This is a genomic window from Streptomyces sp. 150FB, assembly GCF_000818195.1.
Taxonomy (GTDB): domain Bacteria; phylum Actinomycetota; class Actinomycetes; order Streptomycetales; family Streptomycetaceae; genus Streptomyces.
This window is the reverse complement of record NZ_JTHL01000001.1, coordinates 1,986,852-2,004,708: the sequence shown is the minus strand read 5'-3', so window position 1 is coordinate 2,004,708 and position 17,857 is coordinate 1,986,852. Positions and strand designations below refer to the sequence as shown.

At 70.8% G+C, this 17,857-nt stretch carries 13 protein-coding genes; 10 read left to right on the top strand and 3 right to left on the bottom strand.

What is annotated here, in order from left to right:
- Positions 1-91 precede the first annotated feature (91 nt).
- A complete protein-coding gene (locus QR77_RS08280; protein WP_078876549.1) occupies positions 92-931 on the bottom strand; it encodes a class I SAM-dependent methyltransferase in 840 nt (279 codons plus the stop codon).
- 326 nt (positions 932-1,257) lie between these two features.
- Between QR77_RS08280 and rpsA the strand changes: the two genes are divergently transcribed.
- From rpsA to QR77_RS08250, 6 genes are all read left to right on the top strand, one after another.
- Positions 1,258-2,781, top strand: a complete 1,524-nt coding sequence (rpsA, locus tag QR77_RS08275; RefSeq protein WP_040020646.1) for a 30S ribosomal protein S1 — start codon at positions 1,258-1,260, stop codon at positions 2,779-2,781.
- Positions 2,782-3,091: 310 nt separating this feature from the next.
- Positions 3,092-4,618, top strand: a complete 1,527-nt coding sequence (locus QR77_RS08270; protein ID WP_078877766.1) for an FAD-dependent oxidoreductase — start codon at positions 3,092-3,094, stop codon at positions 4,616-4,618.
- Between the two features lie 106 nt (positions 4,619-4,724).
- Positions 4,725-5,669: a PAC2 family protein gene (locus tag QR77_RS08265; protein ID WP_040020644.1), complete on the top strand. Its 945-nt coding sequence runs from the start codon at positions 4,725-4,727 to the stop codon at positions 5,667-5,669.
- Between the two features lie 310 nt (positions 5,670-5,979).
- Positions 5,980-9,333 (top strand): S8 family serine peptidase, encoded by a 3,354-nt coding sequence (locus QR77_RS08260; RefSeq protein WP_040020643.1) that lies wholly within the window; start codon positions 5,980-5,982, stop codon positions 9,331-9,333.
- 127 nt (positions 9,334-9,460) lie between these two features.
- Positions 9,461-10,066, top strand: a complete 606-nt coding sequence (gene coaE / locus QR77_RS08255) for a dephospho-CoA kinase (protein WP_040020641.1) — start codon at positions 9,461-9,463, stop codon at positions 10,064-10,066.
- A gap of 159 nt (positions 10,067-10,225) precedes the next feature.
- Positions 10,226-10,672 (top strand): tetratricopeptide repeat protein, encoded by a 447-nt coding sequence (locus tag QR77_RS08250; protein WP_236710563.1) that lies wholly within the window; start codon positions 10,226-10,228, stop codon positions 10,670-10,672.
- Here QR77_RS08250 and QR77_RS08245 read toward each other — a convergent pair.
- Both QR77_RS08245 and QR77_RS08240 read right to left on the bottom strand, forming a co-directional pair.
- Entirely contained in the window at positions 10,639-10,884 is a 246-nt protein-coding gene (locus QR77_RS08245) for a DUF6343 family protein (RefSeq protein ID WP_040020639.1), read from the bottom strand. The genes QR77_RS08250 and QR77_RS08245 overlap by 34 nt on opposite strands.
- A gap of 104 nt (positions 10,885-10,988) precedes the next feature.
- Positions 10,989-11,336, bottom strand: a complete 348-nt coding sequence (locus tag QR77_RS08240; protein WP_040020638.1) for a hypothetical protein — start codon at positions 11,334-11,336, stop codon at positions 10,989-10,991.
- A gap of 249 nt (positions 11,337-11,585) precedes the next feature.
- Here QR77_RS08240 and QR77_RS08235 point away from each other — a divergent pair, with 249 nt between their 5' ends.
- From QR77_RS08235 to QR77_RS08220, 4 genes are all read left to right on the top strand, one after another.
- On the top strand, positions 11,586-12,572 hold the full coding sequence (locus tag QR77_RS08235) for a slipin family protein (RefSeq protein WP_040020637.1): 987 nt from the start codon (positions 11,586-11,588) through the stop codon (positions 12,570-12,572).
- Between the two features lie 81 nt (positions 12,573-12,653).
- The gene (locus QR77_RS08230; protein ID WP_040020636.1) at positions 12,654-14,114 is read left to right on the top strand and encodes a carboxylesterase family protein; all 1,461 of its coding nucleotides are present in this window, start codon (positions 12,654-12,656) and stop codon (positions 14,112-14,114) included.
- Positions 14,115-14,283: 169 nt separating this feature from the next.
- A complete protein-coding gene (locus QR77_RS08225) occupies positions 14,284-17,208 on the top strand; it encodes a DEAD/DEAH box helicase (RefSeq protein WP_040027527.1) in 2,925 nt (974 codons plus the stop codon).
- On the top strand, positions 17,205-17,857 hold a 653-nt coding region (locus QR77_RS08220), incomplete at its 3' end, for an SWIM zinc finger family protein (RefSeq protein WP_040020632.1). The genes QR77_RS08225 and QR77_RS08220, both read left to right, overlap by 4 nt.

Below are 17,857 nucleotides of genomic sequence, written 5' to 3'. Positions count from 1 at the left end.
CCAGCCATCAAACCCTCACTGAGCAACCGCTCCCGCTCCCCGCAACCCCCAGTCCCGAGCCCCACCCCCGCCCCAGCGACCCGCCCCGCCCTCAGTCCCGTACGCAGACGAAGATCGCCGTCCCCGGGAGCAGCTTGCCCCGCAGTGGGGACCAGCCGCCCCACACCTGGCTGTTCCACTCGGGCCACTCCGGCTCGACCAGGTCGACCAGCCGGAAACCGCCGGCGATGACGTCCCGTACCCGGTCGCCGAGGGTCCTGTGGTGCTCGACGTAGACGGCCTCGCCCTTCTCGTCCTGCTCGACGTACGGCGTGCGGTCGAAGTACGAGGACGAGGCGGTGAGCCCCTCGGGCCCCGGCTCGTCGGGGAACGCCCAGCGGACCGGGTGCGTCACCGAGAAGACCCAGCGCCCGCCGGGCCGCAGGACCCGGTGAACCTCGCGGAAGACCGCGACCGGGTCGGCGACGAAGGGGATCGCGCCGTACGCGGAGCACGCCAGGTCGAAGGAGCCGTCCAGGAAGGGCAGCGCCCCGGCGTCGGCGGCGACGAGCGGCAGGTCAGGAGTGCCGTCCGCGCGGTCCTGGCCGATGCGCAGCGCGTGCTGGAGCTGCCGGTGGGAGATGTCGAGTGCCACGGGCCGCGCGCCCTGCCCCGCCAGCCAGCGTGAGCACTGTGCCGCGCCCGCGCCGATCTCCAGGACGTCGAGGCCGCGCAGCGACTCCGGAGGGCCGAGCAGCTCGGCCTCCACCTCGTCGAGCCCCTCGGGGCACCAGACGAATCGGTCGTCGCCCAGGAATGTGCCATGTTCTATCTGATAATCGTCTGCGTTGCGGTCCCACCAGCCGCGATTGGCTCTGCTGCTCTCGGTCTCACCGGTGTCGCGACGGGTCGCTTCCGGTTCCTGCTCTTGGATCATCATGTCCGTCGCCATAGTGTGCGGGGAGTCGCCGCCGGGGCCGTTCTGGCCTCATCGAACGCTCGTTGTGCCGGGTATGGGGCGATCCGCCCCCGGGTGTGCGCCTTCGCGCATTGACCGTGCCCTGCTGCCCCCGTATGCTAAAGGTTGCGCTGCGGGCTTGCGCGCCTCAGACGTAGCAGCCGCGCTCGCGTCTGGTGTTTGCCCCCTCGGCTGTCGAGGCGCTTATCCCGTTGTGAGGGATCGGCGCTTCCTTGGCTGTCCGGCTTCAGCAGAAGCGATACGGGCTCCCGGCGTAGCAGTACCTACGACTCACTGTCCGCACCGGAGCCCTAACCCACATGACGAGCAGCACCGAGACCACCGCCACCACCCCGCAGGTAGCGGTCAACGACATCGGTAACGAGGAAGCCTTCCTCGCCGCGATCGACGAGACGATCAAGTACTTCAACGACGGTGACATCGTCGACGGCGTAATCGTGAAGGTCGACCGGGACGAGGTCCTGCTCGACATCGGTTACAAGACCGAAGGCGTCATCCCTTCCCGCGAGCTTTCGATCAAGCACGACGTCGACCCGAACGAGGTCGTCAAGGTCGGCGACGAGATCGAGGCGCTTGTTCTCCAGAAGGAGGACAAGGAAGGTCGGCTCATCCTGTCCAAGAAGCGTGCTCAGTACGAGCGCGCCTGGGGCACGATCGAGAAGATCAAGGAAGAGGACGGCATCGTCACCGGCACGGTCATCGAGGTGGTCAAGGGTGGTCTCATCCTCGACATCGGCCTCCGTGGCTTCCTGCCGGCCTCTCTCGTCGAGATGCGCCGTGTCCGCGACCTCCAGCCCTACGTGGGCAAGGAGCTCGAAGCCAAGATCATCGAGCTGGACAAGAACCGCAACAACGTGGTCCTGTCCCGCCGTGCCTGGCTGGAGCAGACCCAGAGCGAGGTCCGCCAGACCTTCCTCACGACCCTGCAGAAGGGCCAGGTCCGCTCCGGCGTCGTTTCCTCGATCGTCAACTTCGGCGCGTTCGTGGACCTCGGCGGCGTCGACGGTCTCGTGCACGTCTCCGAGCTGTCCTGGAAGCACATCGACCACCCCTCCGAGGTTGTCGAGGTCGGCCAGGAAGTCACCGTCGAGGTTCTCGACGTGGACATGGACCGCGAGCGTGTCTCCCTGTCGCTCAAGGCGACGCAGGAAGACCCGTGGCAGCAGTTCGCCCGGACGCACCAGATCGGCCAGGTCGTCCCCGGCAAGGTCACCAAGCTCGTTCCCTTCGGTGCGTTCGTGCGCGTCGACGAGGGCATCGAGGGCCTCGTCCACATCTCCGAGCTGGCCGAGCGCCACGTGGAGATCCCGGAGCAGGTCGTCCAGGTCAACGACGAGATCTTCGTCAAGGTCATCGACATCGACCTGGAGCGTCGCCGCATCAGCCTCTCGCTGAAGCAGGCCAACGAGGCCTTCGGCGGGGACCCGGCCTCGGTCGAGTTCGACCCGACGCTGTACGGCATGGCCGCGTCGTACGACGACCAGGGCAACTACATCTACCCCGAGGGCTTCGACCCCGAGACCAACGACTGGCTCGAGGGCTTCGAGGCGCAGCGCGAGGTGTGGGAGACGCAGTACGCCGAGGCGCAGACGCGCTTCGAGCAGCACCAGGCCCAGGTCATCAAGTCCCGCGAGGCCGACGAGGCAGCAGCGGCCGAGGGTGCGGCCGCACCCGCCGGTGGCGGCGCGGCCCCGGCGGCGTCCGGTGGCAGTGGCGGTGGCGGCGGTTCGTACTCCTCGGAGTCGGACGACAACTCCGGCGCCCTGGCGTCGGACGAGGCCCTTGCCGCGCTTCGCGAGAAGCTGGCCGGCGGTCAGAGCTGACGCTCGGACTGTCACAGACAGGCCGTAGGTCGTAGGTAGCACGTACGTGAGGCCCGTTCCCCTCAGGGGGAGCGGGCCTCACGCGTGTTCCGGCACATGGGACGCGAGAGCACAGCCGTAACCCGGTGAGGGGAGAGCAACGTGTGGGATACACGAATATCCGGGGGCCCGTAACACGCCCTTGTCAGGATCCCGGCACACCCGAAGATCGGAAGGGGACCGGGACATGAGCCATGCGTCGACCACCAGCACGGGGACCAGCCGCCGTAACTTCCTGCGCCAGGTGGGCGTGACCGGAGGGGCGGGCGCGATGCTCGCCACCATGGGGGCCCTCGGCCTCGCACCCACAGCCGAGGCCGCGAGCCGCGAGCCCGTCTTCCGCGCGCCGAGAGAGGGCGACTTCAGCCTGAAGGGCAGGGCCGCGGCGAAGGTCGTCATCGTCGGCGGCGGCATCGCCGGCCTGGCCTCCGCGTACGAACTCGGCAAGGCGGGCTACGACTGTACGATCCTGGAGGCACGGGACCGTACGGGCGGCCGGAACTTCACCGTACGCGGCGGGGACACCAACCTCGACACCTACGGCAACCGGCAGACCGCGCACTTCAGCGAGGGCCAGTACATGAACGCGGGGCCCGCCCGGATCCCGCAATGGATGATCACCCTGGACTACTGTCGTGAACTCGGCGTCCCCATCGAGGTGTTCACCAACAGCAACGCGAGCGCGTACATCTTCAACGAGAAGGCCGGGATGACGGCCCCGACGCGCTACCGCACCGCGAAGGCCGACACGTACGGCTATGTCGCCGAGCTGCTCGCCAAGGCCACCGACAAGGGGGCGCTCGACGCGGAGCTGAGCGCCGACGACAAGGAGCGGCTGCTGAGCTTCCTCACGAGCTTCGGGGACATCGGCAGCAAGCTCACCTACACCGGCAGCGAACACCGCGGCTTCACGGTGGACCCCGGCGCCGCGGGCACGCCCGGCACGGAACTGGGTCCGGTGCCCTCCGCCTCGGAGGTCTTCGCGAGCGGCGTCGGCCGGTACTTCTCGTTCGAGTTCGGCTACGACCAGGCGATGCTGATGTTCCAGCCGGTCGGCGGCATGGACCGGATACCCGCCGCCCTGACCAAGGCGATCGGCGGGAAGAAGATACGGACCGGCGCCGTCGTTCGGAAGCTCACCGACACGGCCCACGGCGTCACCGTCCAGTACACGCAGGGTGGCCGTACGCACACGATCGACGCGGACTACTGCATCGCGGCCCTTCCGCCTCATATCCTCGCGAAGACCCCGCACAATCTCGGCGCGTCCGTCCAGACCGCGCTGGAGGCGGTCACCCCCGTCTCCTCGGGCAAGATCGGCCTGGAGTACCGCAACCGCTGGTGGGAGAGCGACCACCGGATCTACGGCGGCATCACCGAGACCGACATGGACCTCGCCCACATCTGGTACCCCTCCTACGGCTTCCACGGCGAGCGCGGCCTGATCGTCGGCTACTACAACACCGGCGCCGACGCCGACGCGTACGCGCTGCTCAGTCCCGCCGAGCGGGAGAAGCGCGCCGTCGCGCAGGGCGTGAAGATCCACGGCGCGAAGTACCGCACGGAGCTGGCCTCGTCCTTCTCGCACCACTGGCGGCAGACCCCGCACCTGGAGGGGGCCTGGCACAGCCTGTCGGGCGGCGGCCCCGACGCGCCCGCGTACGCCCCGCTCAACCAGGCCGCCGGGCACGTCTACTTCGCGGGCGACTACCTCTCTTACGCCGATGCCTGGCAGCATGGCGCCTTCAGCTCGGCCCGCAAGGTCGTGACCACGCTGCACCGGCGCGTCCTCGCCTGAGAACTCTGCCTACGGGGGCGCGGGTCTGCTCGAAGGGGCGCGGGTGGGGGAATGCCCGCGCCCCGCGGTGCGTTCTTCCCAAGGAACACGAGGAGGAGCGGTAATCGTGCTTGATCCGCAGGGTTTGTACGAGTGGGAGCCCAAGGGCCTCGCCGTCGTCGACATGGCGTTGGCGCAGGAGTCGGCGGGCCTTGTCATGCTCTACCACTTCGACGGCTACATCGACGCGGGGGAAACCGGCGACCAGATCGTCGAGAACTTGCTTGAGGCGCTGCCCAACCAGGTGGTGGCTCGTTTCGACCACGACAGACTGGTCGACTACCGCGCCCGGCGTCCGCTGCTGACCTTCCGGCGTGACCGTTTCACGGACTACGAGACACCCGCCCTTGAGGTGCGGCTCGTGCAGGACGCCACGGGCGCGCCGTTCCTGCTGCTGTCGGGCCCCGAGCCCGACGTCGAGTGGGAGCGCTTCGCCGCCGCCGTGCGCCAGGTCGTCGACCGCCTCGGTGTCCGTCTCTCGGTGAACTTCCACGGCATCCCGATGGGCGTTCCGCACACGCGTCCGGTGGGGGTGACGCCGCACGGCAACCGCACCGACCTGATGCCGGGCCATCGCAGCCCCTTCGACGAGGCGCAGATCCCGGGCAGCGCCGAGTCGCTGGTCGAGTTGCGGCTGATGGAGTCCGAGCACGACGTCCTCGGTGTCGCGGCCCATGTGCCGCACTACGTGGCGCGGTCCTCGTACCCCGACGCCGCGCTGACGGCGCTGGAGGCGATCACGGCGGCGACCGGACTGGTGCTGCCGAGCGTCGCGCACTCCCTCCGTACGGAGGCGCAGCGCACCCAGACGGAGATCGAGCGGCAGCTCGGCGAGGGCGACGAAGAGCTGGTCACGATGGTGCAGGGGCTTGAGCACCAGTACGACGCCGTCGCCGGCGCTGAGACGCGCGGCAATCTTGTCGCTGAGCCGACGGAGCTGCCGTCGGCCGACGAGATCGGCCTTGAGTTCGAGAAGTTCCTTGCCGAACGGGAGGGCGAGGGCGGCGCGTGACCCGGCCGCCGGGCCGCCCCGCCCGGTCCGTCCGGCACGTGTTCGAGAGGTCCGCACCCACTGGGTGCGGACCTTTCGGACGTCCGGGCCCTGGTTTCGGTAAAAGGTCCGGACCAGTGGTGCGCGCATGCCGTCTACGCCCCGTATGCGATCAATCGACCGATTGACGGAGTGATCACTACGCTTCTAGCGTGTCCACGCCAAGGGTCTGCGTCGCGGGGGAGCGCGTGCTGCCCACGGCGCCTTCGTCCGGGGTGCGACAGGCTTCCCCGGCCAGGTAAAAGGGGACACGTTGCGAAGATCACGGAGTGTGCGCGGCACGACGGCGGCGGTCATCGCGGGCGCCGCCGCACTGGCCATGGCGGCGACCACCACAGCGACAGCGACCACGGCTTCGACGACGGGCGCGACAGCGGCCGTCACCACGGGCACCACAGGCGCTGCTACCGCCGCGACCGCGACACCCGCCGCGCTCGGGGCGAAGACGCCGCGCGAAGTCACCCTCATCACCGGTGACCGGGTCCTGGTGGACGCGAGCGGGAAGACGGTGGGGCTGCGCCCCGCCAAGGGCCGGGAGTCGATACCGGTCCAGATGAGCCGTAGCAAGGGCCACTCGTACGTCCTGCCCGAGGATGTCGCCGGCCTGATCAGCGCCGGCCGGCTGGACATGCGCCTGTTCGACGTGACGGAACTCAGCCGCCCCGACTACCGGAAGATCGCCGGCGACGGTGTGCCGCTGATCGTCTCGTACGCGGGCTCAGCCGGTACGGCGGCCCGCACGGACCTCCGGGCGCTGACCGGCCCGACCGTACGGACCGAGATCGCGACCGTCGACAGCGAGGCGCTGACCGTACGCGCCACCGAGACCGCCAAGACCTGGAACGCACTCACCGGCATGTCCAAGCACGGCCGGACCCTCGCTGCCGGTGTGCGGTCCGTACGCCTCGACGGCCTGCTGAAGACCTCACTGGACGTCAGCGTCCCGCAGATCGGCGCGCCGAGCGCGTGGGCCGCCGGATACGACGGCAAGGGCGTGAAGATCGCCGTACTGGACACCGGGGTCGACACCGGCCACGCCGATGTCGCCGGCCAGGTCGTCGCCGGAAAGAACTTCACCGGTGCCGACACCACCGACATCATGGACCACTACGGCCACGGCACCCACGTCGCCTCCATCGTCGCCGGCACGGGCGCCGAGTCGCAGGGGAAGTACAGGGGCGTCGCCCCCGCCGCCCAGTTGCTCATCGGCAAGGTCGCCGGCGACAACGGCTCGGCCACCGAATCCGCGATCATGGCGGGCATGGAGTGGGCCGTCGACGAGGGCGCGAAAATCGTCAACCTCTCCATCGGCGGGCCCGACACCCCCGGCATCGACCCGCTCGAAGAGACCGTCAACAAGCTCTCCGCCAAAGCCCTGTTCGTCATAGCGGCGGGCAACAGCGGCCCAGGCGCCGCCACGGTCGCCACCCCCGGCAGCGCCGACGGCGCGCTGACCGTCGGCGCCGTCGACAAGCAGGACAAGATCGCCGACTTCTCCTCCCGGGGCCCGCGCGTCGGCGACGGCGCCATCAAGCCCGACCTCACCGCTCCCGGCGTCGCCATCACGGCGGCAGCGGCGGCCGGCAGTGTCATCGACCAGAACCCCGGCATCCCGCACCCCGCGCCCGGCTACCTCACCCTCGACGGCACCTCCATGGCCACCCCGCACGTGGCGGGCGCCGCCGCGCTGCTCGCCGAACAGCACCCCGACTGGAGCGCCGTCCAGCTCAAGGAGGCGCTGATCGGCTCGGCCAAGCCCGGCCCGTACAGCACCGCCGACCAGGGCAACGGCCGGGTCGACGTGGCACACGCCATCACCCAGAGCGTGATCGCCGAGCCCGCTTCGCTGAGCTTCGGCACGCCCGCCTGGCCGCACACCGACGACCAGCCCGTCACCAAGACCCTCACGTACCGCAACACCGGTACGCGGCCGCTCACCCTCGACCTCGCCGCCACCGTGACCGGGCCGACGAGCACGATTCCCGACGGCTTCTTCACCCTCGGCGCGAGCCAGGTCACCGTACCGGCCGGCGGCACCGCCTCCGTGGACGTCACGGCGAACCCGAAGCTCGGCGATGACGCCTTCGGTGTCTACGACCTCGCCGTCACCGCGACCGGCGGCGGGCAGACCGTACGCACGGCGGGTTCCGTGAACCGCGAGGGCGAGATGTACAACCTCACCCTCCAGGCCACCGCACGCGACGGCTCGCTGCCCGAGGACGGTGACTGGTCCGCCTTCGTCTGGGACGACGACAACGAGACCTACGCGGCGCGCGGCGTCTCCGGCAACGGCGGAAAGGTCGAACTCCGGCTGCCCACGGGCCACTACACCGTGCTGGGCACGGTGCCGCTGCTGGACGAGAACCTGACGTACATCGGTGAGGACTGGGCGATCGCGCCCCGGCTCGACCTGACGTCGGACACGGCGCTCGCCGTCGACGCCCGCAAGACCAAGCCGATCGACATGACACCGCCGGACCCTGACGCCTCGTACAACTCGACCTTCTACACGATCGCGCAGAAGGACGGAGCCTCACCGCTCGTCAACTACGTGGCGAACCTGCCGGAGGGCTTCCGCACCCAGCAGGTCGGCCCCGCACCCGAGCGCGGCTCGGTGACGTCGTACCTGCTCGCCTCGTACGGCAGCGACACCGCCGAGTACCAGCTCGCCGACACGCTCAAGGACCGCGCCTACACCGGCCATGTCCAGCACGCGAAGTGGCAGGACCTGGCCAAGCTGACCGTCAACCAGGGCAGTACGGCGGTGGGCAACCGCTTCGGCCAGCTCACCTCGCAGCCCGACTTCCCGTCGGCGCTCCCGTACTTCTTCACCAACCTGCCCGTCACGACGGTCTCCTACCTCCAGGGCGGCTACCGCTGGCAGCGCACCTTCCAGCAGCAGAAGGGATCGGCACCCGAGTCCGAGTACCGGGAGCCGGCCCAGGTGTACCGCGCGGGACACAGCTATACGGAGGACTTCAACACCGGCGTCTTCGGCCCCGCGCTCGTCGCCGGCGGCGGCCTGTCGCGTGACGGCGACCATCTGACCGGCGCGGTACGGCCCTTCGCCGACGGCGCCGGCCACGACGGCGAGAGCCTGTACGACACGGCCGCCGCCTCCACCACGCTGTACCGCGACGGCAAGGAGTACGCGACGGCGGACGACGTGCTCGACGCGGTGTCCTTCGACCTGCCGGCGGATCGGGCGAAGTACCGCCTGGTCACCACCGTCAGCCGGGCGACCCTGGACGTCTCGGAGGTGACGACAGAGGTGAGCTGGTCGGCGGAGTTCACCTCCGCCCACACCACGAAGGCCCAGGCCATTCCCGCGAGCGTGGTGCGCTACACGCCCCGGTTGGCCCCGGACTCCACGGCGGTGGCGGGCGCCACCCAGGGCGTGCCGGTCACCGTTCAGGGGTCGGCGGCGGGCAAGAACCTGAAGTCGCTGACGGTCTACGCCTCGTACAACGAGGGCAAGACCTGGACGAAGCTCACCGTGCGGCACGGGGCGGCGAAGGTGGTGAACCCGGCGGCGGGCGGCACGGTCTCCTTCAAGGCCGACGTCAAGGACAGGGACGGCAACACCTTCTCGCAGACGGTGCTGGACGCGTATCTGACCAAGTGACGCGGACAGCACCAAAGGAGGCGCCGCCCACCCACAAGGGGGGCGGCGCCTTCCGCGGCTCAGGGCCGGTCGGACAAGCCCCTTCTCGGCGCAGGCCTCCTTGGGGTCGATCATCTAGGCTGATCCCATGCTGAGGTTGGGACTGACAGGCGGAATCGGCTCGGGCAAGAGCGAGGTCGCCCGGCTGCTGTCGTCGTACGGAGCCGTGCTCATCGACTCCGACCGGATCGCCCGCGAGGTCGTCGAGCCCGGCACCCCGGGGCTGGCCGCCGTGGTGGCCGAGTTCGGGCCCGGCGTACTGACGGCGGACGGCGCACTGGACCGTCCGAAGCTCGGCGGCATCGTCTTCGGCGACCCCGGCAGGCTGAAGGCGCTGAACGCGATCGTCCACCCGCTCGTACGGGCGCGCTCCGCCGAACTGGAGGCGGGCGCGGGACAGGACGCGATCGTCGTGCACGACGTGCCGCTGCTCGTGGAGAACGGCATGACCGGGCTCTTCGACCTCGTGCTGGTCGTGGACGCGTCGTCCGAGACCCGGCTCGACCGGCTTGTGAAGCGGCGCGGCATGGAGCGCGACGAGGCGCTGGCGCGCATGGCGGCGCAGGCCGACCGGGACGAACGCCTCGCGGCCGCCGACCTCGTCATTGCCAACGACGGCCCGCTGGAAAAGCTGAAACCGCAGGTCAACGAGGTCTGGCGGGAACTGACGGCGCGCGCCGCCGCCGGACGCTGACTGCCGAACGTCGCGCGCCGGCGCGGGCGACGGCGCGCAGCGCCCGTACCCCTGGCGGCGGAAAACGTGCCGTGCCCGGCCGATCACCCACGGTTTCTTCATGGAATAGTGCCGCTGAGCCCGGCGTTTAAAGCCCCCAGTGAGGGAAGGGATGCGACCGTGCCTGAGAGCCCGGAGACCCATGTCATCGACTACCGCGCGGCCGAACAGCTACTGGCGGCCAGGGATCCACGCGGCGCCGTCAAGCTCCTGGACTCGGTGATCGGGTCCCATCCGGAGAACACGGCTGCCCGGCTGCTGCGCGCCCGCGCGTTCTTCGCCGCCGCCCAGCTCCGCCCCGCCGAGCTTGAATTCGAGCTGGTGCTGGAGCGTGAGCCGGACAACGCGTTCGCGCACTTCGCGCTGGCCCGTACCTTCGAGCGCGCCGGCAGGCCCGAGCAGGCGAAGCGGCACTTCCGGCTGGCCGCCGCGCTCGACCCGAATCCGGAGTACCTGAAGGCGGCGCGATTCGACACGGGCCCGACGGATCAGCGGGATCAGCGGGATCGGCCGGATCAGCCGGATCGGCCGGATCAGGGCGACGGCGGGACGTCACGCCCGGGCTGATAGCGCGGCCCCTGGCGTATGCGGTGCACGACGACCACCAGGTTCGTGACGACGATCGCCAGCAGCACACCGCAGACGATCGACCAGCCCGTCTGCCCGGCGGCCGCGAACGCCGAGGTGCCGGCGGCGGTCCAGAGCAGCCCCCACACGCTCAGCCAGAACCGCATGCGCAGGGCACTGCGCGCGGTGATGGGTTCATTTCCGGTGCGCATGACTCTCGCACCTCCCTGCACGGCATCCGAGATCTACGGGACGTAAGGGCATCCACCTTCCATGGTGCCTCGCGCCGCCGGATGTCGGTCAGCTCGAGGTCAGGTCAGTGAATGGTGATGTAGCTGCGCCACGGGCGTGCGTCCGGCCCGATCTGGTTGGACAGGGTGGTGGGGATGTACGTGGTGTCGTTGCCGGTGCAGTCAGGCGTCGGGAACATCACCAGGTCGACCAGCGTGAGGTTGTTGACCTTGACCGCCCCCGGGGCCTTGAACCTGTGGCACCCCCGGACGGGGAGCAGGGTCACCTGGTGCTGACGCTTCTCCGGGGTCTCGTACGTGACGGGGCCCACGGCCGTACGGCCGATCGCGGAGCAGCTTGCGACGCCGAGGGTCAGGAGCGCGGTGCCGGCGGCGATGCCGAGACGCCGGCGCCGGTGGTCGGTCACGGACATGGGCGGTCGTCCTGTCTGTGCGTCGGCCTGCTTCTTCGGTGTGTCCTGCTGTACGTCCGGGCCGTACGTTCGGGCTGTACGTCCGGGCCGCGAAACCCGCTGCTCGTCACCTTGCCGGACCGGCGGTGAGGCGGCATCCGATGCGCGCCCGGCCGGGCGATATTCCTGGACATACCGCCATCTCTCGACCATGGGCCGGAGGGGGCCTACCGTGGGAGACACCTCTCGGTCAGCGGTCAGGGGGCCAACATGGGCGAGGTACTCGTAGCGGTGGTGGTGGCGGTCGTAGCCGTCTGCGCGGTGTACGCGATGGCGTCGGCCCGGGTGATCCGGCAGTACGAGCGGGGTGTGGTCTTCCGTCTCGGCAGACTGCTGGGGGGCGTGCGCGGGCCAGGATTCACGCTGATCGTGCCGTTCGTGGACAAACTGCGCAAGGTCAATCTGCAGATCGTGACGATGCCTGTTCCCGCGCAGGACGGCATCACCCGTGACAACGTCACGGTCCGGGTTGACGCGGTGATCTACTTCAAGGTCGTGGACGCCTCGGACGCGCTGGTCAGGGTGGAGGACTACCAGTTCGCCGTGGCGCAGATGGCCCAGACCTCGCTTCGTTCGATCATCGGTAAGAGCGATCTGGACGACCTGCTCTCGAACAGGGAGAAGCTGAACCAGGGGCTTGAGCTGATGATCGACAGTCCGGCTGTCGGCTGGGGTGTGCAGATCGACCGGGTGGAGATCAAGGACGTCTCGCTGCCGGAGACGATGAAGCGGTCGATGGCGCGGCAGGCCGAGGCGGACCGGGAGCGGCGCGCGCGGATCATCAACGCGGACGCGGAGCTTCAGGCGTCGAAGAAGCTCGCACAGGCGGCCGAGGAGATGGCGGGGCAGCCCGCGGCGCTCCAGTTGCGGCTGTTGCAGACGATCGTCGCTGTCGCGGCGGAGAAGAACTCCACGCTGGTCCTGCCGTTCCCCGTCGAACTGCTCCGCTTCCTCGAACGCGCCACACCGGCCGAGGCGGAGGAAGCGGTCTCGGCCGTGTCGTCGGTGGCGACGGCGGCGGCCTCGAAGAACGGGTACGACGGGAAGAACGGGTACGACGGGCAGGGCGCGGCGCCAGCGCCTGCCGGGGAACCAGCACCTGCCGGGGAAACCGCGCGGGCCCGGACCCCGGATTCCGGCTCGACCCCGGCCCCACTGTCGGAGACCACCTCCTCCACCACCTCCTCGCGCCTCTGAGCGCTCGCGGCACCGAGGCGTCGTGCCGTCCCGCCTGGGGTAGGCGCCCAGCACGTCTCGACGGCCGAAGGAGTCCCCAGCGTGGATCCGGTGTGTACGACCGAACAGGGCCAGGTCAGCGGCCGTCTCTCCCCCTCAGGAGTGGCGTCCTTCCTCGGCATCCCTTACGCGAACGCGCCGGCCTTCGCCGCGCCCCCGGTCCCGGTCGAGCCGTGGGAGGGGGTGCGGCCGGCCGTCGCGTACGGTCCGACCGCGGCCAAGGCGCCGTACCCGCCGCCCCTCAACGCGCTCATCCCGGAGAACTCCATAGTCGGCGAGCCGGGCGAGAGCCCGCTGAACCTCAATGTCTGGACCCCTTCCCCCGGCCCGGAATCGAACCTTCCGGTGATGGTGTGGATCCACGGCGGGGCGTTCGCGAACGGTTCCGGGTCGGCCTCCGCGTACGACGGGAGCGCGTTCGCCCGCGACGGCGTGGTGTTCGTGACCCTCAACTACCGCCTCGGTACGGAGGGGTTCCTGCACCTCGACGGCGTACCCGACAACCGGGGCCTGCTCGACCAGATCGCCGCACTGGAGTGGGTACGGGAGAACATCGCCTCCTTTGGAGGCGACCCGGACCGCGTCACCGTCCTCGGCCAGTCGGCCGGTGCGATGGGGATCGGTGTCCTGCTGGGGATGGAGCGGGCGCGCGGGCTGTTCCGGCGGGCTATCCTCCAGAGCGGCGCGGCACACCACTTCCTGCGGCCCGCCTCCGCCCGGCTGATAACGGAGCGGCTCGCCCGGAAGCTGCTGATAGACCCCACCGCCGAGGCCTTCGCCGCGGTCCCCGCATCCCGGCTGCTGCCCGCCCAGTCCGAGCTGCGGGCGGAGATCTCCACGCGCCCCGACCCGGCGCTGTGGGGCGACGCTGCGTTCAACCTGATGCCGTTCGAACCGGTGCGCGACGAACTGGCGCTGCCCGCCCCCGACTGCGGTGTCGACCTGCTCGTCGGGACCACCCGGCACGAATACCGGCTCTTCCTCGTACCGACGGAACGCCTGGACGTGCTGTCGGAGCGCAGACTGCGCGCGGGCGCGGCGGCGTACGGCGTCGACCCCGACACCGCGCTCGCCGTCTACCGCGAGACCAGGCCGGAGGCGACACCGGGTGAACTGTTCGACGCGATGACGACGGACTGGTTCTACCGGATACCCGCGATACGGCTCGCCGAGACGGTGCCCGGCACGTACGTGTACGAGTTCGCCTGGGGCTCCCCGCGCTTCGGCGGGAAGCTCGGCGCGTGCCACGCCGCTGAGCTGGGCTTCGTCTTCGACCGGCTGGACGACGCGACGTACGCGCCGATGCTCGGCGAGCACCCTCCGCAGCCGCTGGCCGACGCGATGCACGGGGCGTGGGTGGCGTTCGCAGCGACGGGGGACCCGGGGTGGAGCCCCTACGACAAGGCGAGCAGGACGGCGATGGTGTTCGCGGGCGCCGAAGGGAACGAGGCCGCCGACGACCTCCGGCCGAAGGAGCGCCGGCTCTGGGACGGACTGCGCTGAGCCACTGGGCCGTGTCGCTGACGACCTGAGCCGCTGACCTGGGGATTCACCGCTCGGGCAGGGATTGTCCGACCCCCCGCCTAGACTCGCCGAAGCAAGGAGATCTTGGGACTTCAGGTGCCGGGACTTCAAGCGTTTTGGACTTCAGGTAGGAGGGAGACCGGCTGTGGTGGCTTACGGACAGACCCTTACGCGCTGCGCCGCCGTCTTCCTCCCGGCGGGGCTGCCGCGCGAGGGACGGGTCGCCTTCTGGGCACCGGACGGCGAGCTGCCGGATCTCGACACAGGAAGGGCCGGGGACGACCCGGGCCGAACGGACGCGGTCACGGCCGGGACCGTGACCGTGGTCCGGCCCGACGACGGCGGTGTCAGGTCGGAGACGGTGCCCGCCCTGCTGATGTCCGTCGCCGACGCGGTGCCGCTGCTGGTCCGGGCCCGCCAGGACAGGACGGCGCACCCGGCGTCGGCCTGCTGGGGCGCGGCAGCGCTGCACGCCCTTCAGCTCGCGGCGCGCGGCAGGCTCCTCCCCGGTCTCACGGCGTCCGATCACGACGCCTGGCGGGCCGGGCCGCTCGACGCCGACGACATCGCGCAGTTGCGGGCGATCGCCGCCGCCATGCCGTACGAGGCGCACGCCGTACCGGTCCCCGATCTCAGCCCGCTCCGGCTCCCCGAGCCCGAGGCGGCGGTGCGGGCGTTCCTCGACGCGGTGGCCGACGCCCTGCCGCGTACGCCGGCCGCCGCTTACGCGGCCGGAAAGCCGTTCGCGGCCAAGGAGCCCCAGCATCTGCCGCGCGCCCGGTCCTGGGCGGCGGAGGCGGCGGCCGGGATGGACGCGGGCGTCAGGGTCTCGCTGCGCCTCGACCTCTCCGCGTACGAACTGTTCGACCAGCCGGGGGCACCGGCCGAATCAGGGGCCGAATCCGGGGCGGGAGGCCCCGGGGCGGAGGGCGGCCGCGAGACCGCTGAGCGCCGGTCGACCGCGGCGCTCGTCCAGATCCACAGCCTCGCCGACCCGACCCTCGTCATGGATGCCGCGAGGCTCTGGGCCGGGGACGGCGAGGCGAGCTTCGGCCCGCGCGCCCGCATCGACGCGATGCTCGCGCTGCGCCGCGCCGCCCGCGTCTGGACGCCGCTCGGGCGGCTGCTGGAGCGCGACATCCCCGACGCGCTGCCGCTGTCCGAGGACGAGCTGTACGAGCTGCTCGGCCCGGGAGCCACCCGCCTCGCCGCCGCCGGGGTGGCGGTCCACTGGCCGAGGGAGCTGGCGCGTTCGCTCACCGCCGCGGCGGTCGTCAGGCCGGCGCCCGGCTCGGCCACGGACGGCACGCCGTTCTTCGACAGCGAGGAACTGCTCAAGTTCAACTGGCAGTTGGCGCTCGACGGCGATCCGCTGAGCGAGGCCGAGATGGATGTCCTGGCCGAGTCGCACCGCCCGATCGTGCGGCTGCGCGACCAGTGGGTGGTCGTCGACCCCGCCCTCGTACGGAAGGCGCGCAAGCGGGAGCTGGGGCTGCTGGAGCCCGTCGACGCCCTGGCGGTCGCCCTCACGGGTACGGCGGAGGTGGACGGCGAGAGCGTCGAGGCCGTCCCGACGGGCGCGCTCGCCGCGCTGCGCGACCGGCTCGTCTCAGGACCCGCCGAGATCCCCCAGCCGCCGGCCCTCGACGCGGTCCTGCGCGACTACCAGCTACGCGGTCTCGCCTGGCTGGACCTGATGACGTCGCTCGGCCTCGGCGGCTGCCTCGCCGACGACATGGGACTCGGCAAGACCATCACGGTCATCGCCCTCCACCTGCACCGGGCCCGCCCGGCGCCGACGCTGGTGATCTGCCCCGCGTCCCTCCTCGGCAACTGGGGGCGCGAGATCAACCGCTTCGCGCCCGGGGTGCCCGTGCACCGCTTCCACGGCGCCGGCCGCTCGCTGGACGAGGTGACGGACGGCTTCGTCCTGACCACGTACGGCACGATGCGCTCCAGCGCGGCCGACCTGGCCGCCCACACCTGGGGGATGGTCGTCGCCGACGAGGCCCAGCACGTCAAGAACCCGTTCTCGTCCACCGCCAAGGCGCTCCGCACCATCCCGGCGCCCGCGAGGGTCGCCCTGACCGGCACCCCCGTGGAGAACAACCTCTCCGAACTGTGGGCGCTCCTCGACTGGACCACCCCCGGGCTGCTCGGACCGCTCAAGGCCTTCCGGGCCCGGCACGCCCGGATCGTGGAGAACGTGGAGAACGCGAAGGCGGCCGACGTCAGGGACGCGGACAACGCTGAGGCGGTGGAGCGGCTGGCCCGGCTCGTCCGCCCGTTCCTGCTGCGCAGGAAGAAGTCCGACCCTGGCATCGTGCCCGAGCTGCCGCCGAAGACGGAGACCGACCACCCCGTCTCCCTCACCCGCGAACAGGCCTCGCTGTACGAGGCGGTCGTCCGCGAGACGATGGCCGTCATCGAGGCCGCCGAGGGCATCGCGCGCCGGGGCCTCGTCATGAAGCTGCTGACCGGACTCAAGCAGATCTGCAACCACCCGGCGCAGTATCTGAAGGAGGACGCGTCCCGGCTGTCGGGCCGCTCCGGCAAGCTCGCCCTCCTCGACGAACTGCTCGACACGATCCTCACCGAGGACGGCTCCGTCCTGATCTTCACCCAGTACGTGTCGATGGCCCGGCTGATCTCCACGCACCTGACCTCGCGTGCGATCCCCTCGCAGCTCCTCCACGGCGGTACGCCCGTCGCTGAGCGCGAGCGGATGGTGGACCGCTTCCAGTCCGGCGAGATCCCTGTCTTCGTCCTCTCGCTCAAGGCGGCGGGCACCGGCCTCAACCTCACCAGGGCCGGTCATGTCGTCCACTTCGACCGCTGGTGGAACCCCGCGGTGGAGGAGCAGGCGACCGACCGCGCCTACCGGATCGGGCAGACCCAGCCGGTGCAGGTGCACCGGCTGATCGCGGAAGGCACCGTCGAGGACCGGATCGCGGAGATGCTGGCCTCCAAGCGCGCCCTGGCCGATGCCGTACTCGGCTCGGGCGAGGCGGCCCTGACCGAGCTGACCGACCGTGAGCTGGCCGATCTCGTCTCGCTGCGGCGGACCGCGTGACGGCGCCCCGCGGCCCCCGCCACGACGACCGGCGCCGCACCTTCCCCGCGCTCTCCCCGCGCCCGGGCGACCAGGGCGCGTTCGCCGCCACCTGGTGGGGCAACGCGTGGGTGGACTCGATGGAGGACACCGCCCTCGACACGGCCCGCCTCCAGCGCGGCCGGGCCTACGCGGACCGGGGCCAGGTCGACGCGATCACCGTCACGCCCGGCCGGGTCATGGCGTACGTGCACGGTTCGCGGCCCCGCCCGTACCGCACGGAGATCCGGCTGCGCACCCTCGGCGACGACGACTGGGAGGACCTGCTCGACGCCGCGGCCGCCCGCCCCGACCACATCGCCGCCCTCCTCGACAAGGACATGCCGCACTCCATCGCCGCCTCGGCCGACCTGCTGCCCGCCGCCGGCGACCTGACCCCCGACTGCTCCTGCCCGGACGACGGTTACCCCTGCAAGCACGCGGCGGCGCTCTGCTACCAGACGGCCAGGCTCCTCGACGAGGACCCGTTCGTGCTGTTCCTGATGCGCGGCAGGGCGGAGAGCGAAGTGCTGGCCGACCTGACCCGGCGCAACGCCACCCGGTCGGCGGCCGAGCGGACCACCTCGGCGCCGCCCACAGCCACCGTCGACGCCGCAGCCGCGCTCGCGCC